Origin of the sequence: Mycobacterium sp. ENV421 (assembly GCF_002887815.1) — a bacterium.
GTDB lineage: Bacteria > Actinomycetota > Actinomycetes > Mycobacteriales > Mycobacteriaceae > Mycobacterium.
Genome location: NZ_PDHO01000035.1, coordinates 1 through 14837 on the forward strand (window position 1 = coordinate 1; position 14837 = coordinate 14837).

Sequence of the window (14837 nt, forward strand, 5' to 3'; positions counted from 1 at the left end):
CGCCGTACAACCACTTCGAGCTCGGCCAGCCCATCCTCACCGAGTACGTGTGGGGACGTCAGGTCGGCGAGAACACGATCAACCCCTGAGGTCGATCAGCCCTCAGCGATCAGCCCTTGAGGTCGAGCGCCGACGCCAGTTCGCGCAATGCCGGGCGAGGATCCCAGCTCGGGTCGCCGTCGCCGAGCACCTGCACCACCACGTGGTCGGCGCCGGCGTCGAGGTGCGCTGTCACCGACGCGGCGGCCTGCTCGACCGAACCCTGCCCCACGATGCGCTCGGCAAGCCGGTCGGAGCCGCCGCGCACCAGATCGGACTCGTCGAAGCCCTGCCGCAGCCACGAGTTGCGGTAGTTGGGCAGGCCCGAATAGACCTCGAGATGCAGGTGCGCCCGGCGCATCTGCTCCTCGGCGCTCTCCCCGACGACGACGGCCTGCTCGGACACCACCCATTTGTCCGGGCCGAGGATCTCGCGGGTGGTCGCGGTCTGCTCCGGAAGCACCAGGTAGGGATGCGCACCGTCGGCGTGCGTGCCGGACAGCTCGATCATCTTCGGGCCGAGGGCCGCGAGCAGACGGGTCGGACGCCCGGAGCCCGGCTCGACGAATTCCGGCAGACCGGCCATCCGGTCCAGGTAGCCGCGCATGGTGGCCAGCGGCTTGTCGTAGGTTCCGCCGAGCATGTTCTCGACCAACGGCCCGTGGCTGACCCCGAGACCGAGGACGAAGCGGCCGGGGTAGGCGGCGGTCAGGCTGCGGCCGCCACCCTCGGCGATCGTCGCCAACCAGGCGTGGATATTCGCAATACCGGTACCCAGCACCAGGCGCTGCGTTCCGGCCAGGAACACCGCGGACTGCACCATGCAGTCCTTCAGACCGACCTCCGGGATGAACAGCGATCCGAAGCCGAGCGCTTCGATCTCCTGCGCTACTTCGACGGCTGCGGGCATCGACCAACTCTCGCTCGCCCACCACACGCCGATTCGGGCCGGAAAGTCGATGGTCGGGCGGTCAGTCAAGGTCGCTCCTCAGTGGTTCGGTCGGGGGGAGTGATTCGATGCGCAAGGTGTCGCCTGTCAGCATGGCGATCGAGCTGCGGAGCTCTTCAGCCGGGGTCGGCGGCGGCAGCGCCTGCTGCGGCCCGACCCGGAACGAGTCGACCATCAGTGCGGCGAAGCGGCGCCATGCGTCCGGTGCGTGTTCGCGGGTCGCTTCCAGGACACCGGTGTTGGCCAGCAGCATCACCACGATGTCCCCGACGCCGATGTCCGGACGCAGCGTCCCGTCTTGTTGCGCCCGGGTGATCACCTGCCCGAGTTTCGCGACGGCTTCGGCGGCGCGCTGCTCGATGACGGAGCTGGCCGGGAACGCGGTGGTGAGCAGCGCCCGCAATCCGGGGTCGGAGGCCTGTAGCGCACAGACGTCGTAGACGAGGTCTTGGAAGCCGTCCCAGGCGCACGGGTTGGCCAGGGCTTTGTCGACCGCGTCCTCGTAGGAGGTCATGTTCCGCTCGAACGCCGCGATCGCCAGATCGGTGCGAGTCGGGAATCGCCGGTAGAGGGTCGCCACCCCTACCTCAGCGGCTCGGGCCACGTCTTCCAGCGGAACTGACAGGCCCTGCTCGGCAAACAGCCGGGCGGCAGCGGAGACGATCCGCTCCCGATTGCGTTCGGCGTCGGCCCGCAGTGGCCTGGATCGCTCCGCACCCCGATGTGCGCCCGGAATCACCAGGCCAGACTACTCGCCGAAGTGGAGGCGCACCACCAGTTATGCCTGGCGCCGTCGAGGTGGGGCGGTCCCGCTGGGTGATGTTCCGCCACCTGCCGACGCCCGCGCCCGTGGCAGACTAGAACGCGTTCTAGTCTCGGCCACCCGGAGGACCGCCCATGAGCAGCGCCGTCAGCTTCGACCTTTCTTCGGTGTTCCACACCGTCGCCGAGACGCTGCCGGATCACGAGGCTCTCATCTGGCGGGGTCAGCGCCTGACCTACGCGCAACTCGACGCCCGCATCGACGGCGTCGCGCACTATCTCACCGCGCAGGGACTGGGCTGCCACACCGAACGTGACCAATTGGCGCCGCACGAATCCGGCCAGGACCACATCGGGTTGTACCTGCGCAACGGAAACCAGTACCTCGAGGCGATGGTCGCCGGCTACCGGGCCCGGGTCGCGCCTTTCAATGTCAACTACCGCTATGTGGAGGAAGAGCTCCTCTACCTGCTCACCGACTCGGGCGCCAAGGCACTGGTCTACGGCGCCGAGTTCGCGCCGTGCGTGGCCGCCATCCGCGACCGGCTCCCGGAGCTGCGGGTGCTGATCCAGGTCGCCGACGCTTCCGGCAACGAATTGTTGCCCGGCGCAGTCGATTACGAGTCCATCGTCAGCACGCCCGAGCCGGCCGGTGGCATGCCCACCCCTAGTGGCGACGACCTCTACATCCTCTACACCGGCGGAACCACCGGGATGCCCAAGGGTGTGCTGTGGCGCCAGCACGACATCTTCATGTCGGCGATGGGCGGCCGGCCGTTCGGTTCGGACACCTCGCTGTCAACCTACGCCGAACTCGCCGAGCAAGCCCGCACCAATGCCGGTTTCCGGTCGGTGCTGATGATCCCGCCGCTGATGCATGGCGCGGCACAGTGGGCGGCGTTCAACATGTTCAGCACCGGCGGCTGGATGGTGCTGCCCGACGACGTCGACCGGCTCAACGCTCCCGCCGTGATGCGGCTGGCCGAACGTGAACGCGTGCTGAGCATTCCGGTCGTCGGCGACGCGATCGCCCGGCCGCTGCTCGACGAGATCGAGACCGGCAACTACGACCTGTCCGGGCTGGTGACCATCACCAACGGCGGCGCACCGCTGTCGCCGACCGTCCGCGAACGACTGCTGGCCGCCCTGCCCAACCTGATGGTGCTCGACGCCGTCGGGGCGTCGGAGACCGGCATGCAGATGACGACCATGGCCGCCAAGGGCGTCGAGCAGAAGGCCGCCACCTTCACCCCGCAGCACGACACCGCCATCATCTCAACGGATTTCGCCCATGTGCTCACGCCCGGCGACGGTGAGGGCTGGCTGGCGCGACGGGCTTACGTCCCGCTGGGTTACCTCGGTGACGCCGAGAAGTCGGCGCGTACCTTCCCCACCATCGACGGCGTGCGCTGGTCGGTGCCCGGTGACCGCGCGCGGTTCCTGGAAGACGGTCAGATCGAACTGCTCGGCCGCGACTCGGTCACCATCAATTCCGGTGGGGAGAAGATCTTCGCCGAGGAGGTCGAGCGCGCGGTCGCCAGCCATCCCGCGGTGTACGACGTGGTGGTCGCCGGGCGGCCCTCGGAACGGTGGGGCAGCGAGGTGGTGGCCATCGTGCAGTTCGCCGAGGGGCAGAGCGCCACCGATGCCGAACTCGCCGATGCCTGCCGCGAGCACATCGCGCACTACAAGCTGCCGAAGGCGTTCATCCGCACCGAGAAGGTGCTGCGCTCCCCCGCAGGCAAGGCCGACTACCGCTGGGCCAAGGAGCTCGCCGTGGAAAGCCTTGGCGCCCAAGCCTAGATCGGCGAGCGTCACACCAGCGTCACGCTGAGCGCCGAACGTCACACCAGCGTTACGCTCGGCGGGCTACACCTTCATGTAGCCCTTGTCGGCCGGAATCTGGGCGGCCGTCAGCAGTGCCGACGCATCACTGGCCAGGAACAGCACCACTTCGCTGACCTGATTCGGCGCGATCAGCGACTCGGTGGGCAGCGCGCCCGGCGAGAAGCTGTACACGTAGTGCGGGTGCTTCTCGAACGTCGAGTACATCGACAGGTCGTTGCCCAGGGCCGTGTCGACACCGTAGGTGTGCACCGAGTTCACCCGTATCCCGTACTCGCCCACCTCGAGTGCGAGCGAATTCGCCAGTCCCACAACGCCGAACTTGCTGGCGCAGTAGTGCCCGGCGCCCGGCACGGCCTTGATTCCCGCCGACGAGCTGATTGCGATGATCGAACCACCGTTGCCGGCCTCGATCATCGCCGGCACGCAGGCCTGCACGGTGTTGAAGAACCCGGTGAGGTTGACGTCGATGATCTCCTGCCACTGCTCCTGCGGGATCTCCCAGGCGCGGCCCCAGCTCATCACTCCGGCATTGGCGACGACGACGTCGAGGCGGCCGAATTGCTCGATGGCAGAGGCGATCACCCGCTTCTGCCCGTCGTGGTCGCGCACATCGACCCGCTCGGCGCTGATCTTGACGCCTTCGTCCTCCACCAGGCGCACGGTGTCGGCGAGATCCTCCGGGGTCGACGGTTCGTACCCGATGTGGTTGCCCACCGGCCCGCAGGCGTCGATGGTGACGATGTCGGCGCCGGCCTGGGCCAGCCGCACACAATGCGCGCGGCCCTGTCCCCTGGCCCCGCCGGTCACGTACGCGACTTTGCCCTCCAAGGGGCGATCACTTGTCACCGGCTCACCATACGGTTGCAAGGTTCCTGGATGGTCGGGAATTCGGGAACCGCTCAGACTGCTGTGCACCGTATGCAGAGCAAGCTCGCCGCACCCACCACGTCGCGGCGCACCATCGCGGCACTGTTGAGCCTCACCGCGGGCACCGGGGTTATCGACGCCGTGTCCTACCTCGGGCTCGGTCACGTCTTCGTCGCCAACATGACGGGCAACATCGTCTTCCTCGGTTTCGCGGCAAACCCCAGCTCCGGGCTGTCGGCGTGGATGGCGCTGATCGCGTTGGGCGCGTTCATGTTCGGCGCACTGGTGGGCGGCGCCGTCGGTCACCGCGTGGCCGCGTCGCCGACGTGGCCGATGTCGGTGCTGCTGGTGCAGGCGGCGCTGCTCGGTGTCGTCGCGGCGGCTGCTGCCGTCTTCGGCATCTCGACGGTGGGCCGCGCGGTCATCGTCGCGACGCTGGCGTTCGCGTACGGCCTGCAGAACAGCACGGCCCGGCGGATGGCGGTCGCCGACCTGACCACCACGGTGCTGACGCTGACGGTGACGGGACTGGCTGCCGACAGTCGTGTTGCGGGAGGCCCGGGCGCCAAGCCCGTCCGCCGGTTGGCCTCGATCGCCACGATGCTGGCCGGTGCGGTCGCCGGGGCGCTGCTGGTACAGGTGTCGGTGCCGTTGACCATCGCGGTCGCCGCCGGGTGCGTGCTGGTGTCCGCGGTCCTATTCGGCGTGGACCGCCGCGCCGACAGCTGATCAGGCCGGCCCGAACCGTGCGCCGCCCTCGGCGTGGTACCACCCGCCCGCAGCCTGGGTGCCGCCGTCGACGTGCAGCGTCTGACCGGTGATGTAGCGCGCCATGTCCGAGGCGAGAAAGACTGCCGCCGAGGCTATCTCGTCGACATCACCGAGCCGGCCCAGCGGAACGGCCTGACTCAGTTCGGGCCGTATCCCGTTCGGCGACAGCGCCAGCAGGCCCTCAGTGACGGTGATGTCGGGTGCGATGGCGTTGACCCGGATACCGTACGGCGCCAGTTCGAAGGCCGCCGTCCTGGTGTAGTTGATGACCCCGGCCTTCGCCGCGGAGTAGGCCGCGTATCCAGGTGCCGCTCGGACCCCCTCGATGGAGGTCACGGAGATGACGCTGCCGCCGCGGGCGTCCTCGACCAGCTGCCTGGCCACCCGTTGCGTGCACAGCAGGACGTGTCGAAGGTTCGCCTTGTACAAAGCGTCCCAACCGTTTTCGCTGGTGTCCAGCAGGGAGGAGGCGAAGACCCCGCCGGCGTTGTTGACCAGGATGCTGACCGGTCCGAGCTCGTCGCGGGTACGCGCCAGTGCGGCGTCGACCTGTCCGCTGTCACGAACGTCGGCCACGATGCCGAGCACCCCCAGCTCGGCCGCGGTCGCCGCGCAGCTGTCGGCGTCACGTTCCCAGATGGCGACCGTCGCCCCGAATTGCGTGAGCCCGGCGGCGATCCCCCGACCGATGCCGGTCCCGCCGCCGGTCACCACCGCCACCCGGTCGGTCAGCAGGATGTCCGACGGCGTGATCGTCACGGCCTCAACTCCGCGATGGATTCAACACGGCATCGGCGAAGCGGGCGATGCCGTCGAGCGCCTCGCGGGTACGCCGCCACGGCATGACGATCATCCGGTCGATGCCCGCATCAGCCGCGCGGCGCACATCCGCGGGTGAATCGGCCGGAGCCGACGCGGTCACTTCGGGCTTGCCGGCACGTCCGTGCTCGGCCCAGAGCGCCGAGAGCTTCTGCACCGATCCGGGGATCTGGTCCAGGGTGTGGTTCATCGGGATCCAGCCGGACCCGAACCGGGCGACCCGGCGCAGCGCGGGCAGGCCGTCGCCGCCGACGTGGATCGGGGGTCCGCCTGGCTGGACCGGCTTGGGTTCGAAGGCAACGGCGTCGAAGTCGAAGAACCGGCCGTGGTGCTCGACGGTCGGCTCGGTCCAGAGCGCGCGGCACACCTCGAGCGCCTCGTCGACGCGGGCGCCGCGGCTGCCGAAGTCCAGACCCGCGGCGTCCCACTCCTCGCGCAGCCAGCTGGCGCCGATCCCGAAGTCGAACCGGCCGTCCGAGACGACGTCCAGCGTCGTGGCCGCGCGGGCGCTGACGAACGGGTGGCGCAGGCCGATGTTGTAGACGTAGGTGCCCAGTCGAATCGTGCTGGTCTGGCCGGCCAGATACGACAGGTAGGCGATCGCGTCGAACATCGGCGTCTGCGGGGGAATCGGCGGATGACTGTCGCCGTGATGGGGGCTGCCGGACATCTCGGCGGGCAGCACCAGATGCTCGGGAAGCCACACCGACTCGTAGCCCAACTCCTCGGCCCGCACCGTCAGATCCCGCCACAGGCCGGGGTGAACGCCACCCAGTGGAATCCCGAACTTCACAGCGCGGATGTTACGCAGCGGGTAGCGCTATCGGAAGCACTACTCTCATTTTCAGAGAGCATGATTCTGCCTGGTTGTCGCAGTAGCGTCTGAACCCATGACGGCGAGCAGGCTGAAGGTCCGCTACGCCCTCGCCCTCGTGCTCGCCCAGATCCTGGCCGCCGTCGAGTTGACCGCTCTGGTCATGCCGCTGCGCCACGAGTTGGTGCCGCAAGCCGAGACCGTCTTCGGGACCGACACTCTGATCGCCGCGGTGACGCTGTCGGTGTTCGGCTTCGCCGGATCTATCGGCTACGCGATCTGGGTGGTCGATCGCAGACTGCGCTGGTTCACCGCGGGCGGCTCACCGACCCACCGCGACCAGGTGTTCGTCGAGAGGTTTCTGCGTCACCAGTCGGCGCTGCTGACGGCGATCTGGCTGATCAGCGGCGTCATCATGGTCATCGTCAATCGCGACGGCGGCGCGGCGGCCGCTTGGTTGATCGGCATGTTGGTGTTGTTCGGTGTCACCACCTCGGCGGGTGCCGCGCTGCTGCTGATCCAGCGGCCCATGCGCCCGATCACCGCGGCTGTCATGGGGCCGGCGCCCGGTCGCGACACCGCACCGGGCGTGCTGCCGCGGCTGCTGCTGATGTGGCTGATGAGCAGTGCCCTGCCCAGCATCGGGATCGCGGTGGTGGTGCTGATGCGCGCCAGCGGCTGGATCATCCAGAAGAACGCGTCGATCGAGATTCCGGTCATCGTGCTGTCGGTGATCTCGGTCCTGGTCGGGCTGCGCGGCATGGCGATCGTCGCGCTGTCCATTTCAGACCCGGTGCATGACGTCGTCGCCGCCATGGCCAAGGTCGAACGCGGCCAGATCGGGACCCGGGTGGACGTCTACGAACGCTCGGAAATCGGGCGGCTGCAAAGCGGTTTCAACCGCATGGTGGCCGGGCTTGCCGAACGGGACCGGCTGCGCGATCTGTTCGGCCGCCACGTGGGGACGGACGTGGCGCTACGCGCGGTCAGCGACGCCGACAGCCTCACCGGCGAGGTTCGGGAGGCGGCGGTGCTGTTCGTCGACCTGGTCGGCTCGACGCAGCTGGCGCAAAGCAGTTCGCCGGCCGAGGTGGCCGGGGTGCTCAACGACTTCTTCCAGATCGTCGTCGATTCGGTCGACGAACGGCATGGCCTGATCAACAAGTTCCAGGGCGACGCGGTGCTGGCGGTGTTCGGTGCACCCCTGCCCAGTGCCCGCGCGGCGTCGGATGCACTGGCGACGGCCCGCGCGCTGACGGTCGCGCTGCGGCGGCTTCCCGTCGTGGACTTCGGAATCGGGGTGTCGGCCGGACGGGTGTTCGCCGGGAACATCGGCGCCGAGCATCGCTACGAATACACGGTGATCGGCGATGCGGTCAACGAGGCTGCGCGCCTTGCCGATCGGGCCAAGGCCACCGGCCAGCGCGCGTTGTGCTCGGACGTCGCCCTGTCCAACGCCGACGCCGCCGAGCGTGCGCACTGGGTGGAGTACGCCTCGGAGGTGCTCCGCGGCCGCCTCGAGCCGACCCGAATGTCGGCGCCCACCGCCTGAATTCCATCGATCCCCTTGTGCCGACCGCGGCGCCGGGTGAATGGTGAAGGGGCAGGAGGTTTGGCATGGCCGACAAGACGAACACTTCCCAGGCCGCCCGATCGGCTCCCGCCGCGGACAGTCCGGCCGCCATCCGCAACGTCGTGCTCGTCGGCCCGTCCGGTGCCGGCAAGACCACACTCGTCGAAAGCCTTCTGGTCGCCTCCGGCGTGCTGCCACGGGCCGGGTCGGTGGTCGAGGGCACCACGGTGTGCGACTTCGACGATGCCGCGATCCGCCAACAACGCTCGGTCGGGCTTGCGCTGGCACCCGTCCCGCACGACGGCATCAAGGTCAACCTGATCGACACCCCGGGCTACGCCGACTTCGTCGGTGAACTTCGGGCGGGCCTACGCGCCGCCGAGTGCGCGTTGTTCGTGATCGCCGCCAACGAGGGCGTCGACGAGGCCACCAAGAGGCTGTGGCATGAATGCGCCGACGTCGGAATGCCACGCGCAGTGGCGATCACCAAACTCGATCACGCCCGCGCCAACTACGACACCGCGCTGCGCGCCGCGCAGGATGCCTTCGGCGACAAGGTCCTACCGCTCTACCTGCCCACCCAGACGGGTTTGGTCGGATTGCTGTCGGGCAGCCAGTACGACTACCGGGACGGCACCCGGACCGTCCATCCGCCCGACGACACGTACACCGCTCGGATCGACGAGCATCGCGGCACCCTGATCGAGGGCATCATCGAGGAGTCCGAGGACGAATCGCTGATGGAGCGCTACCTCGGCGGTGAGGCGATCGACGAGGCCGTGCTGATCGAGGATTTGGAGAAAGCCGTCGGGCGCGGCGCGTTCTTCCCCGTCATCCCCGTCTGCAGCGGCACCGGCGTCGGCACCGTCGAGCTGCTGGACGTCGCCGCCCGCGGCTTTCCGTCGCCGCCCGAGCATGTTCTGCCCGAGGTCTACACCCCGCACGGCGTGGCCCGCGACGGACTGTCCTGCGATCCGGCCGGACCGCTGCTGGCCGAGGTGGTCAAGACGACATCGGACCCCTATGTCGGCAGGGTCAGCCTGGTCCGGGTGTTCTCCGGCACCATCAGGCCCGACACGACAGTGCATGTGTCGGGCCATTTTTCGGCCTTCTTCGAGGCGAATACACACGCCGACCACGACGAAGACGAACGCATCGGCACGCTGTCGTTCCCGCTGGGCAAGCAGCAGCGCCCCGCCGCGCAGGTGGTGGCGGGGGACATCTGCGCGATCGGCAGGCTCACCCGCGCCGAGACCGGAGACACGTTGTCGGACAAGACAGATCCGCTTTTGCTCAGACCGTGGACCATGCCGGAGCCGCTGCTGCCGGTGGCGATCGCCGCCCGCGCCAAGACCGACGAAGACAAGCTCTCGGTCGGCTTGCAGCGGTTGGCCGCCGAGGACCCGACGCTGCGCATCGAGCAGAACCCGGAGACCCACCAGATCGTGCTGTGGTGCATGGGCGAAGCGCACTCCAGCGTGGTGCTCGACGCGCTGGCGAACCGGTACGGCGTCAACGTCGACACCGTCGAGGTCCGGATCCCGTTGCGGGAGACCTTCGGCGGCCCGGCCAAGGGTCACGGCCGCCACGTGAAACAGTCCGGCGGACACGGCCAGTTCGCGGTGTGCGACATCGAAGTGGAGCCGCTGGCCCAGGGCGGCGGCTTCGAGTTCGTCGACAAGGTCGTCGGCGGCGCGGTTCCCCGCCAATTCATCCCGAGCGTCGAGAAGGGGGTGCGCGCCCAGATGGAACACGGCGTGCACGGCGGCTATCCCGTCGTCGACATCCGGGTGACGCTGGTCGACGGCAAGGCGCACAGCGTCGACTCCTCCGACATGGCGTTCCAGATGGCCGGTGGCCTGGCGCTGCGGGAGGCCGCCGCGGCGACCCGCATCGATCTGCTCGAACCCGTCGACGAGGTCACCATCGATGTGCCCGACGATCTCGTCGGTGCGGTGATGGGCGACCTGTCCGGTAGGCGGGGTCGGGTGCTGGGCACCGAGCAGGCCCGCGAGAACCACACTGTGATCCGGGCGGAGGTGCCACAGGCGGAGCTGACCCGCTACGCGATCGACATGCGCAGCCTCACCCACGGTGCCGCGTCGTTCACCCGGTCGTTCGCCCGCTACGAGCCGATGCCGGAAACCGCTGCGGCGAAGGTCCAGGTCTAGCGTCGCGCGGTAACGTCGTTCTCCATGACCGCACCGCGCTCGCTTCGGGAGTTGTTCGACCAGCTCGGCCTGCAGGTCGTCGAAGCGACGGACGACACCGTCGTGCTGGAGATGCCGGTGGACGAGCGCACCACGAACACCGCGGGTGGGCTGCAGGGCGGACTGATCGCCACGATGGCCGATGTGGCCGCCGGGCAGCTGGCCTCCCGCGCCACCCCGTTCGGGTTCGGCATCGCCACCACCGACTTGTTCGTCCGATACCTGCGGCCGATCAAGGTGGGCCCGGCCCGCGCGGTGGCCAAGATCCTGCGCACCGGCAAGCGTTCGGTGGTGGTGCAGGTGGACATCCACCGCGGCGAGGACAACGAGCTGGCCGCGACCAGCACGATCAACTTCGCCGCGGTCTGAGGCCTAGCCGATTCCGGAACCGGGCCGGACGGTCAAGCTCTGCGACACCGCACCGATCGGGCCGGTTACGTCGTGAATGATGCTGTGCGTCAATCCGATTCCACTCGGACCGATCGACACCGCGGTGTCGAAGCCCACCCACTCGCCGGCCGGCTCGGCGAAAAAGTGCGCGGTGAGATCCAGATTGGGGAACGCCACCTCGCGCGGATCCACCAGCACCGCCATCCCGTTGGCGATGTCGAGCAATCCCGCCGCGCGGGCCAGCGGGCTCACCTGCTCGCCGTCGAGCAGCGGCACCGCAGTGCGCACCCAATAAATCGCCCGGCCTGGTCGCTCCTCGGCGCGTCGTACCTCGGCCGACGCGATGAAACCACCCGGCCACACCGCACTCGGATCCCATTCCGGCATCTCCGCCGGCGACGGAATCGGCCGCAGACCGCTGCCGCGCAGTGCGGACGTGTCGTAACTCTTCATCAGCCAGGCTCGCGCCAGAACCACCACCCGGTCCTGGTAGGTCAGGGCAGCTTCGACGAGTTCGATGGTTCGGCCCGGCCGGAGCACCCGCACCTCGACCTCCTCGACGACACCGACGGGCACCGTCCCCAGGATGTCGTAGCTCAGGCGCGTCACCACCAGGTGGTCCTTCCCGCGGGCGTCCCGGTCGGTTTCGATGGCGTGCGCGAGCAGTCCGAACGACGGGGCGATGTGCTGTTCGGCGAGATTCCACGCGCCGCCGGCATGCTCGTTGGCGCGGTAGGAATGATCGGACACCCGGCTGAAGTACGACATTCGGGCGACGTTACTGCGCTGGTCGTCGGGGAGGACGCCGCGTTCCGGTCATCGACTCTGGTGCCACGCGATTATGTATGGTTACATACATAGGCATGACGAGCCCCCGGGAACGGATGGTCGCCTCCGCCGCACTGTTGATCCGCGAACGCGGAGCGCAGTCCACCGCGATCGCCGACGTCTTGGCGCACAGCGGGGCTCCGCGCGGCTCGGCATACCACTACTTTCCCGGCGGGCGCGCTCAATTACTCAGCGAGGCAGTCGATTACGTCGCTGACTTTGTGGCGGACAAGTTGGCCAAAGCCTCCAACAGCCTCGAGATGCTCGACGGGCTGACCCGCTTCTATCGCAAGAACCTGCTCGAGACCGACTACCGAGCCGGCTGCCCGGTGGTGGCCGTCGCCGTCGAATCCGGTGAACCGGGTAACGCCAACCCGGTGATCGACCGGGCCGCCGAGGCGTTCACCCGCTGGAACGACCTGATCGCTGCGCGCCTGATGGCCGACGGAATCGCGAAGGACCGCGCCGACGAGATGGCGGTGACCACGACCGCCGCGTTGGAAGGCGCCATCGTGCTCGCCCGAGCGGCGCGCGACACCAAACCGCTCGACATCGTCCATCGGCAACTGCGCGACCTGCTCGAAGCCGAACTGCCCACTTAGGAGATCCGATGTCCGCTGACTGGCAACCCACCGCCTGCATCCTCTGCGAATGCAACTGCGGCATCGTGGTGCAGACCAGCGTTCAGGACGGGGTCCGCACCCTGGCCCGCATCCGCGGCGACAAGGACAACCCAGCCTCGCAGGGCTACACCTGCAACAAGGCACTGCGCCTCGACCACTATCAGAACAACCGGGCGCGGCTGACCTCCCCCATGCGCCGCAGACCCGACGGCAGCTACGAGCAAATCGATTGGGACACCGCGATCACCGAGATCGCCGAAGGTTTCCGCGGAATCGCCGACGCCTACGGCGGGGAGAAGATCTTCTACTACGGCGGCGGTGGTCAGGGCAATCACCTGGGCGGCGCCTACAGCGGGGCCTTCCTCAAGCTGCTCGGTTCGCGATACCGGTCGAATGCCTTGGCGCAGGAGAAGACCGGCGAGGCCTGGGTTGATTTCCAGCTGTACGGCGGGCACACCCGCGGCGAGTTCGAGCACGCCGAGGTGTCGGTCTTCGTCGGCAAGAATCCGTGGATGTCGCAGAGCTTCCCGCGGGCTCGCACCGTGCTCAACGACATCGCCAAGGATCCGGCCCGCTCGATGGTCGTGATCGACCCGGTTCTCACCGATACCGCCAAGATGGCCGACTTCCACCTGCGGGTGCGGCCCGGCACCGACGCCTGGTGCCTCGCGGCGCTGGCCGCGGTCCTCGTGCAGGAAAACCTTTGCGATGACGTGTTTCTCGCCGAGCATGTGCACGGCGCCGACGAGGTACGCGCCGTGCTGGCAACGGTGCCGATCGCCGAGTACGCCGAACGCAGCGGTGTGGATGTGGAGTTGGTGCGCGCCACGGCCCGTTGCATCGCCGCCGCCGATTCGGTCGCGGTGTTCGAAGACCTCGGCGTGCAGCAGGCACCCAACAGCACCCTGTGCTCCTACCTCAACAAGCTGCTCTGGATCCTGACCGGCAGTTTCGCCAAACCCGGCGGACAGCATCTGCATTCGTCGTTCGCGCCGCTGTTCAGCCTCAGCGGTGTCGGACGCTCCCCGGTGACCGGTGCGCCGATCATCGCCGGGCTGGTTCCGTCTAACGTGGTGCCCGAGGAGATCCTGACCGACCATCCTGACCGGTTCCGCGCGATGATCGTCGAGAGCGCCAATCCTGCTCACTCCATCGCAGACTCGGAGAACTGCCGCGCCGCGTTCGAATCGCTGGAACTGCTGGTGGTGATCGACGTGGCGATGACCGAGACCGCACGGCTGGCCCACTACGTGCTGCCGGCGGCCAACCAGTTCGAGAAACCGGAAGCCACCTTCTTCAATTTCGAGTTCCCGCGCAACGAATTCCACCTGCGCCATCGGCTTTTCGAGCCCACTCCCGGAACATTGCCCGAACCCGAGATCTGGTCTCGGCTGGTGCGGGCGCTCGGTGTGGTCAGCGACGACGATCTGCGCCCGCTGCGCGACGCCGCCAGGCACGGCCGCGACGCCTACACCCAAGCCTTCTTCACCGAACTCGCCGCCAATCCAGCGCTGGGTAGGGCGTTGCCGTTCGTCTTGTACGAGACTCTCGGCCCGACGCTGCCCGACGGGCTGGCCGGCGCGGCCGCGCTCTGGGGGCTGGCCCAGAAAGCCGCCGTCACCTACCCCGACGCCGTGCGCCGGGCCGGGCACGCCGACGGCAACGCGCTGTTCGACGCGATCCTGGCCGGCAAGTCCGGGGTGACGTTCACCGTGCACGAATACGAAGACGACTGGGCGTTGATCAGTCACCCCGACCGCAAGATCGCGCTGGTGATCCCGGAGATGCTCGACGACATTCGTGCGCTGGCCGACGACCGGCCGGAACTGACCGACCCGGAGTTCCCGATCGTGCTGTCCGCCGGCGAGCGCCGGGCGTTCACCGCCAACGACATCCTGCGGGATCCGTCCTGGCGCAAGCGCGACGCCAACGGTGCTTTGCGCGTCAGCGTCGAAGACGCCGCAGCGCTCGGCCTGGTCGACGGTGGCCGGGTGCGGATCACCACCGCCGCCGGCAGCGCCGAGGCCACCGTCGAGATCAGCGCGACCATGATGACCGGGCACGCCGCACTGCCCAACGGCTTCGGTCTCGACTACGTCGACGCCGACGGGCAACGCCGCGTTCCGGGGGTGGCGCCGAACGCGCTCACCTCCACCGACTGGCGCGATCCCTACGCCGGGACACCCTGGCACAAGCACGTGCCTGCGCGGCTCGAAGCGGTGTCGACGTCCCTCGTCACGACCGGGTGATCCGCACAACCGCAAAGTAAATTGCGTGATTTATTGCGGTTGATGCGTGAATCCCGTTATGTTGCACCCATAGCGCTGCCAGTCGCTGTCGGCAG

At 68.3% G+C, this 14837-nt stretch carries 14 protein-coding genes; 8 read left to right on the forward strand and 6 right to left on the reverse strand.

The genetic code is table 11. The features are described from left to right. On the forward strand, positions 1 to 89 hold an 89-nt coding region (locus CRM90_RS30355; RefSeq protein ID WP_142391457.1), incomplete at its 5' end, for an MCE family protein. A 20-nt stretch (positions 90 to 109) separates the two neighbouring features. On the opposite strand, the gene CRM90_RS25705 is transcribed toward CRM90_RS30355, so the two are convergent. Both CRM90_RS25705 and CRM90_RS25710 read right to left on the reverse strand, forming a co-directional pair. Further along, positions 110 to 1018: an LLM class F420-dependent oxidoreductase gene (locus CRM90_RS25705; RefSeq protein WP_102809731.1), complete on the reverse strand. Its 909-nt coding sequence runs from the start codon at positions 1016 to 1018 to the stop codon at positions 110 to 112. Further along, positions 1011 to 1727, reverse strand: a complete 717-nt coding sequence (locus tag CRM90_RS25710) for a TetR/AcrR family transcriptional regulator (protein ID WP_233209504.1) — start codon at positions 1725 to 1727, stop codon at positions 1011 to 1013. Before CRM90_RS25710 ends, CRM90_RS25705 begins: the two co-directional genes overlap by 8 nt. A gap of 158 nt (positions 1728 to 1885) precedes the next feature. Here CRM90_RS25710 and CRM90_RS25715 point away from each other — a divergent pair, with 158 nt between their 5' ends. Then, entirely contained in the window at positions 1886 to 3553 is a 1668-nt protein-coding gene (locus tag CRM90_RS25715) for an acyl-CoA synthetase (protein WP_102809732.1), read from the forward strand. A gap of 66 nt (positions 3554 to 3619) precedes the next feature. Here CRM90_RS25715 and CRM90_RS25720 read toward each other — a convergent pair whose 3' ends face one another. Then, entirely contained in the window at positions 3620 to 4444 is an 825-nt protein-coding gene (locus tag CRM90_RS25720) for a mycofactocin-coupled SDR family oxidoreductase (protein ID WP_102809733.1), read from the reverse strand. Positions 4445 to 4516: 72 nt separating this feature from the next. On the opposite strand from CRM90_RS25720, the gene CRM90_RS25725 reads away from it, so the two are divergent. Next, positions 4517 to 5194 (forward strand): YoaK family protein, encoded by a 678-nt coding sequence (locus CRM90_RS25725; protein ID WP_102809734.1) that lies wholly within the window; start codon positions 4517 to 4519, stop codon positions 5192 to 5194. Here CRM90_RS25725 and CRM90_RS25730 read toward each other — a convergent pair whose 3' ends face one another. Together CRM90_RS25730 and CRM90_RS25735 are read right to left on the reverse strand one after the other, a co-directional pair. Next, positions 5195 to 5995: an SDR family NAD(P)-dependent oxidoreductase gene (locus tag CRM90_RS25730; RefSeq protein WP_102809735.1), complete on the reverse strand. Its 801-nt coding sequence runs from the start codon at positions 5993 to 5995 to the stop codon at positions 5195 to 5197. A 4-nt stretch (positions 5996 to 5999) separates the two neighbouring features. Continuing rightward, the gene (locus CRM90_RS25735) at positions 6000 to 6848 is read right to left on the reverse strand and encodes a TIGR03619 family F420-dependent LLM class oxidoreductase (protein WP_102809736.1); all 849 of its coding nucleotides are present in this window, start codon (positions 6846 to 6848) and stop codon (positions 6000 to 6002) included. Positions 6849 to 6945: 97 nt separating this feature from the next. Here CRM90_RS25735 and CRM90_RS25740 point away from each other — a divergent pair, with 97 nt between their 5' ends. The 3 genes from CRM90_RS25740 to CRM90_RS25750 all read left to right on the forward strand — a co-directional run bounded on the left by CRM90_RS25740 (position 6946) and on the right by CRM90_RS25750 (position 11021). After that, positions 6946 to 8421 carry an adenylate/guanylate cyclase domain-containing protein gene (locus CRM90_RS25740; RefSeq protein WP_102809737.1) on the forward strand — a complete coding sequence of 492 codons (1476 nt, stop codon included), beginning with the start codon at positions 6946 to 6948 and terminating at the stop codon, positions 8419 to 8421. Positions 8422 to 8486: 65 nt separating this feature from the next. Continuing rightward, entirely contained in the window at positions 8487 to 10613 is a 2127-nt protein-coding gene (locus CRM90_RS25745; protein ID WP_102809738.1) for an elongation factor G-like protein EF-G2, read from the forward strand. Between the two features lie 24 nt (positions 10614 to 10637). Next, a complete protein-coding gene (locus CRM90_RS25750) occupies positions 10638 to 11021 on the forward strand; it encodes a PaaI family thioesterase (protein ID WP_036342396.1) in 384 nt (127 codons plus the stop codon). 3 nt (positions 11022 to 11024) lie between these two features. Here CRM90_RS25750 and CRM90_RS25755 read toward each other — a convergent pair whose 3' ends face one another. Then, positions 11025 to 11810: a thioesterase family protein gene (locus CRM90_RS25755; protein WP_102809739.1), complete on the reverse strand. Its 786-nt coding sequence runs from the start codon at positions 11808 to 11810 to the stop codon at positions 11025 to 11027. A 95-nt stretch (positions 11811 to 11905) separates the two neighbouring features. On the opposite strand from CRM90_RS25755, the gene CRM90_RS25760 reads away from it, so the two are divergent. Then, the gene (locus tag CRM90_RS25760) at positions 11906 to 12472 is read left to right on the forward strand and encodes a TetR/AcrR family transcriptional regulator (protein WP_102809740.1); all 567 of its coding nucleotides are present in this window, start codon (positions 11906 to 11908) and stop codon (positions 12470 to 12472) included. A gap of 8 nt (positions 12473 to 12480) precedes the next feature. After that, complete coding sequence (locus tag CRM90_RS25765) at positions 12481 to 14742, forward strand: molybdopterin-dependent oxidoreductase (protein WP_102809741.1); 2262 nt, start codon at positions 12481 to 12483, stop codon at positions 14740 to 14742. Positions 14743 to 14837 lie beyond the last annotated feature (95 nt).

What these genes read in the sequence shown, in the direction of transcription:
- CRM90_RS25715 (WP_102809732.1), top strand. Translation starts at nt 1,886, where the DNA reads ATGAGCAGCGCCGTCAGCTTCGACCTTTCTTCGGTGTTCCACACCGTC.
- CRM90_RS25725 (WP_102809734.1), top strand. Translation starts at nt 4,517, where the DNA reads ATGCAGAGCAAGCTCGCCGCACCCACCACGTCGCGGCGCACCATCGCG.
- CRM90_RS25740 (WP_102809737.1), top strand. Translation starts at nt 6,946, where the DNA reads ATGACGGCGAGCAGGCTGAAGGTCCGCTACGCCCTCGCCCTCGTGCTC.
- CRM90_RS25745 (WP_102809738.1), top strand. Translation starts at nt 8,487, where the DNA reads ATGGCCGACAAGACGAACACTTCCCAGGCCGCCCGATCGGCTCCCGCC.
- CRM90_RS25750 (WP_036342396.1), top strand. Translation starts at nt 10,638, where the DNA reads ATGACCGCACCGCGCTCGCTTCGGGAGTTGTTCGACCAGCTCGGCCTG.
- CRM90_RS25755 (WP_102809739.1), bottom strand. Translation starts at nt 11,810, where the DNA reads ATGTCGTACTTCAGCCGGGTGTCCGATCATTCCTACCGCGCCAACGAG.
- CRM90_RS25760 (WP_102809740.1), top strand. Translation starts at nt 11,906, where the DNA reads ATGACGAGCCCCCGGGAACGGATGGTCGCCTCCGCCGCACTGTTGATC.
- CRM90_RS25765 (WP_102809741.1), top strand. Translation starts at nt 12,481, where the DNA reads ATGTCCGCTGACTGGCAACCCACCGCCTGCATCCTCTGCGAATGCAAC.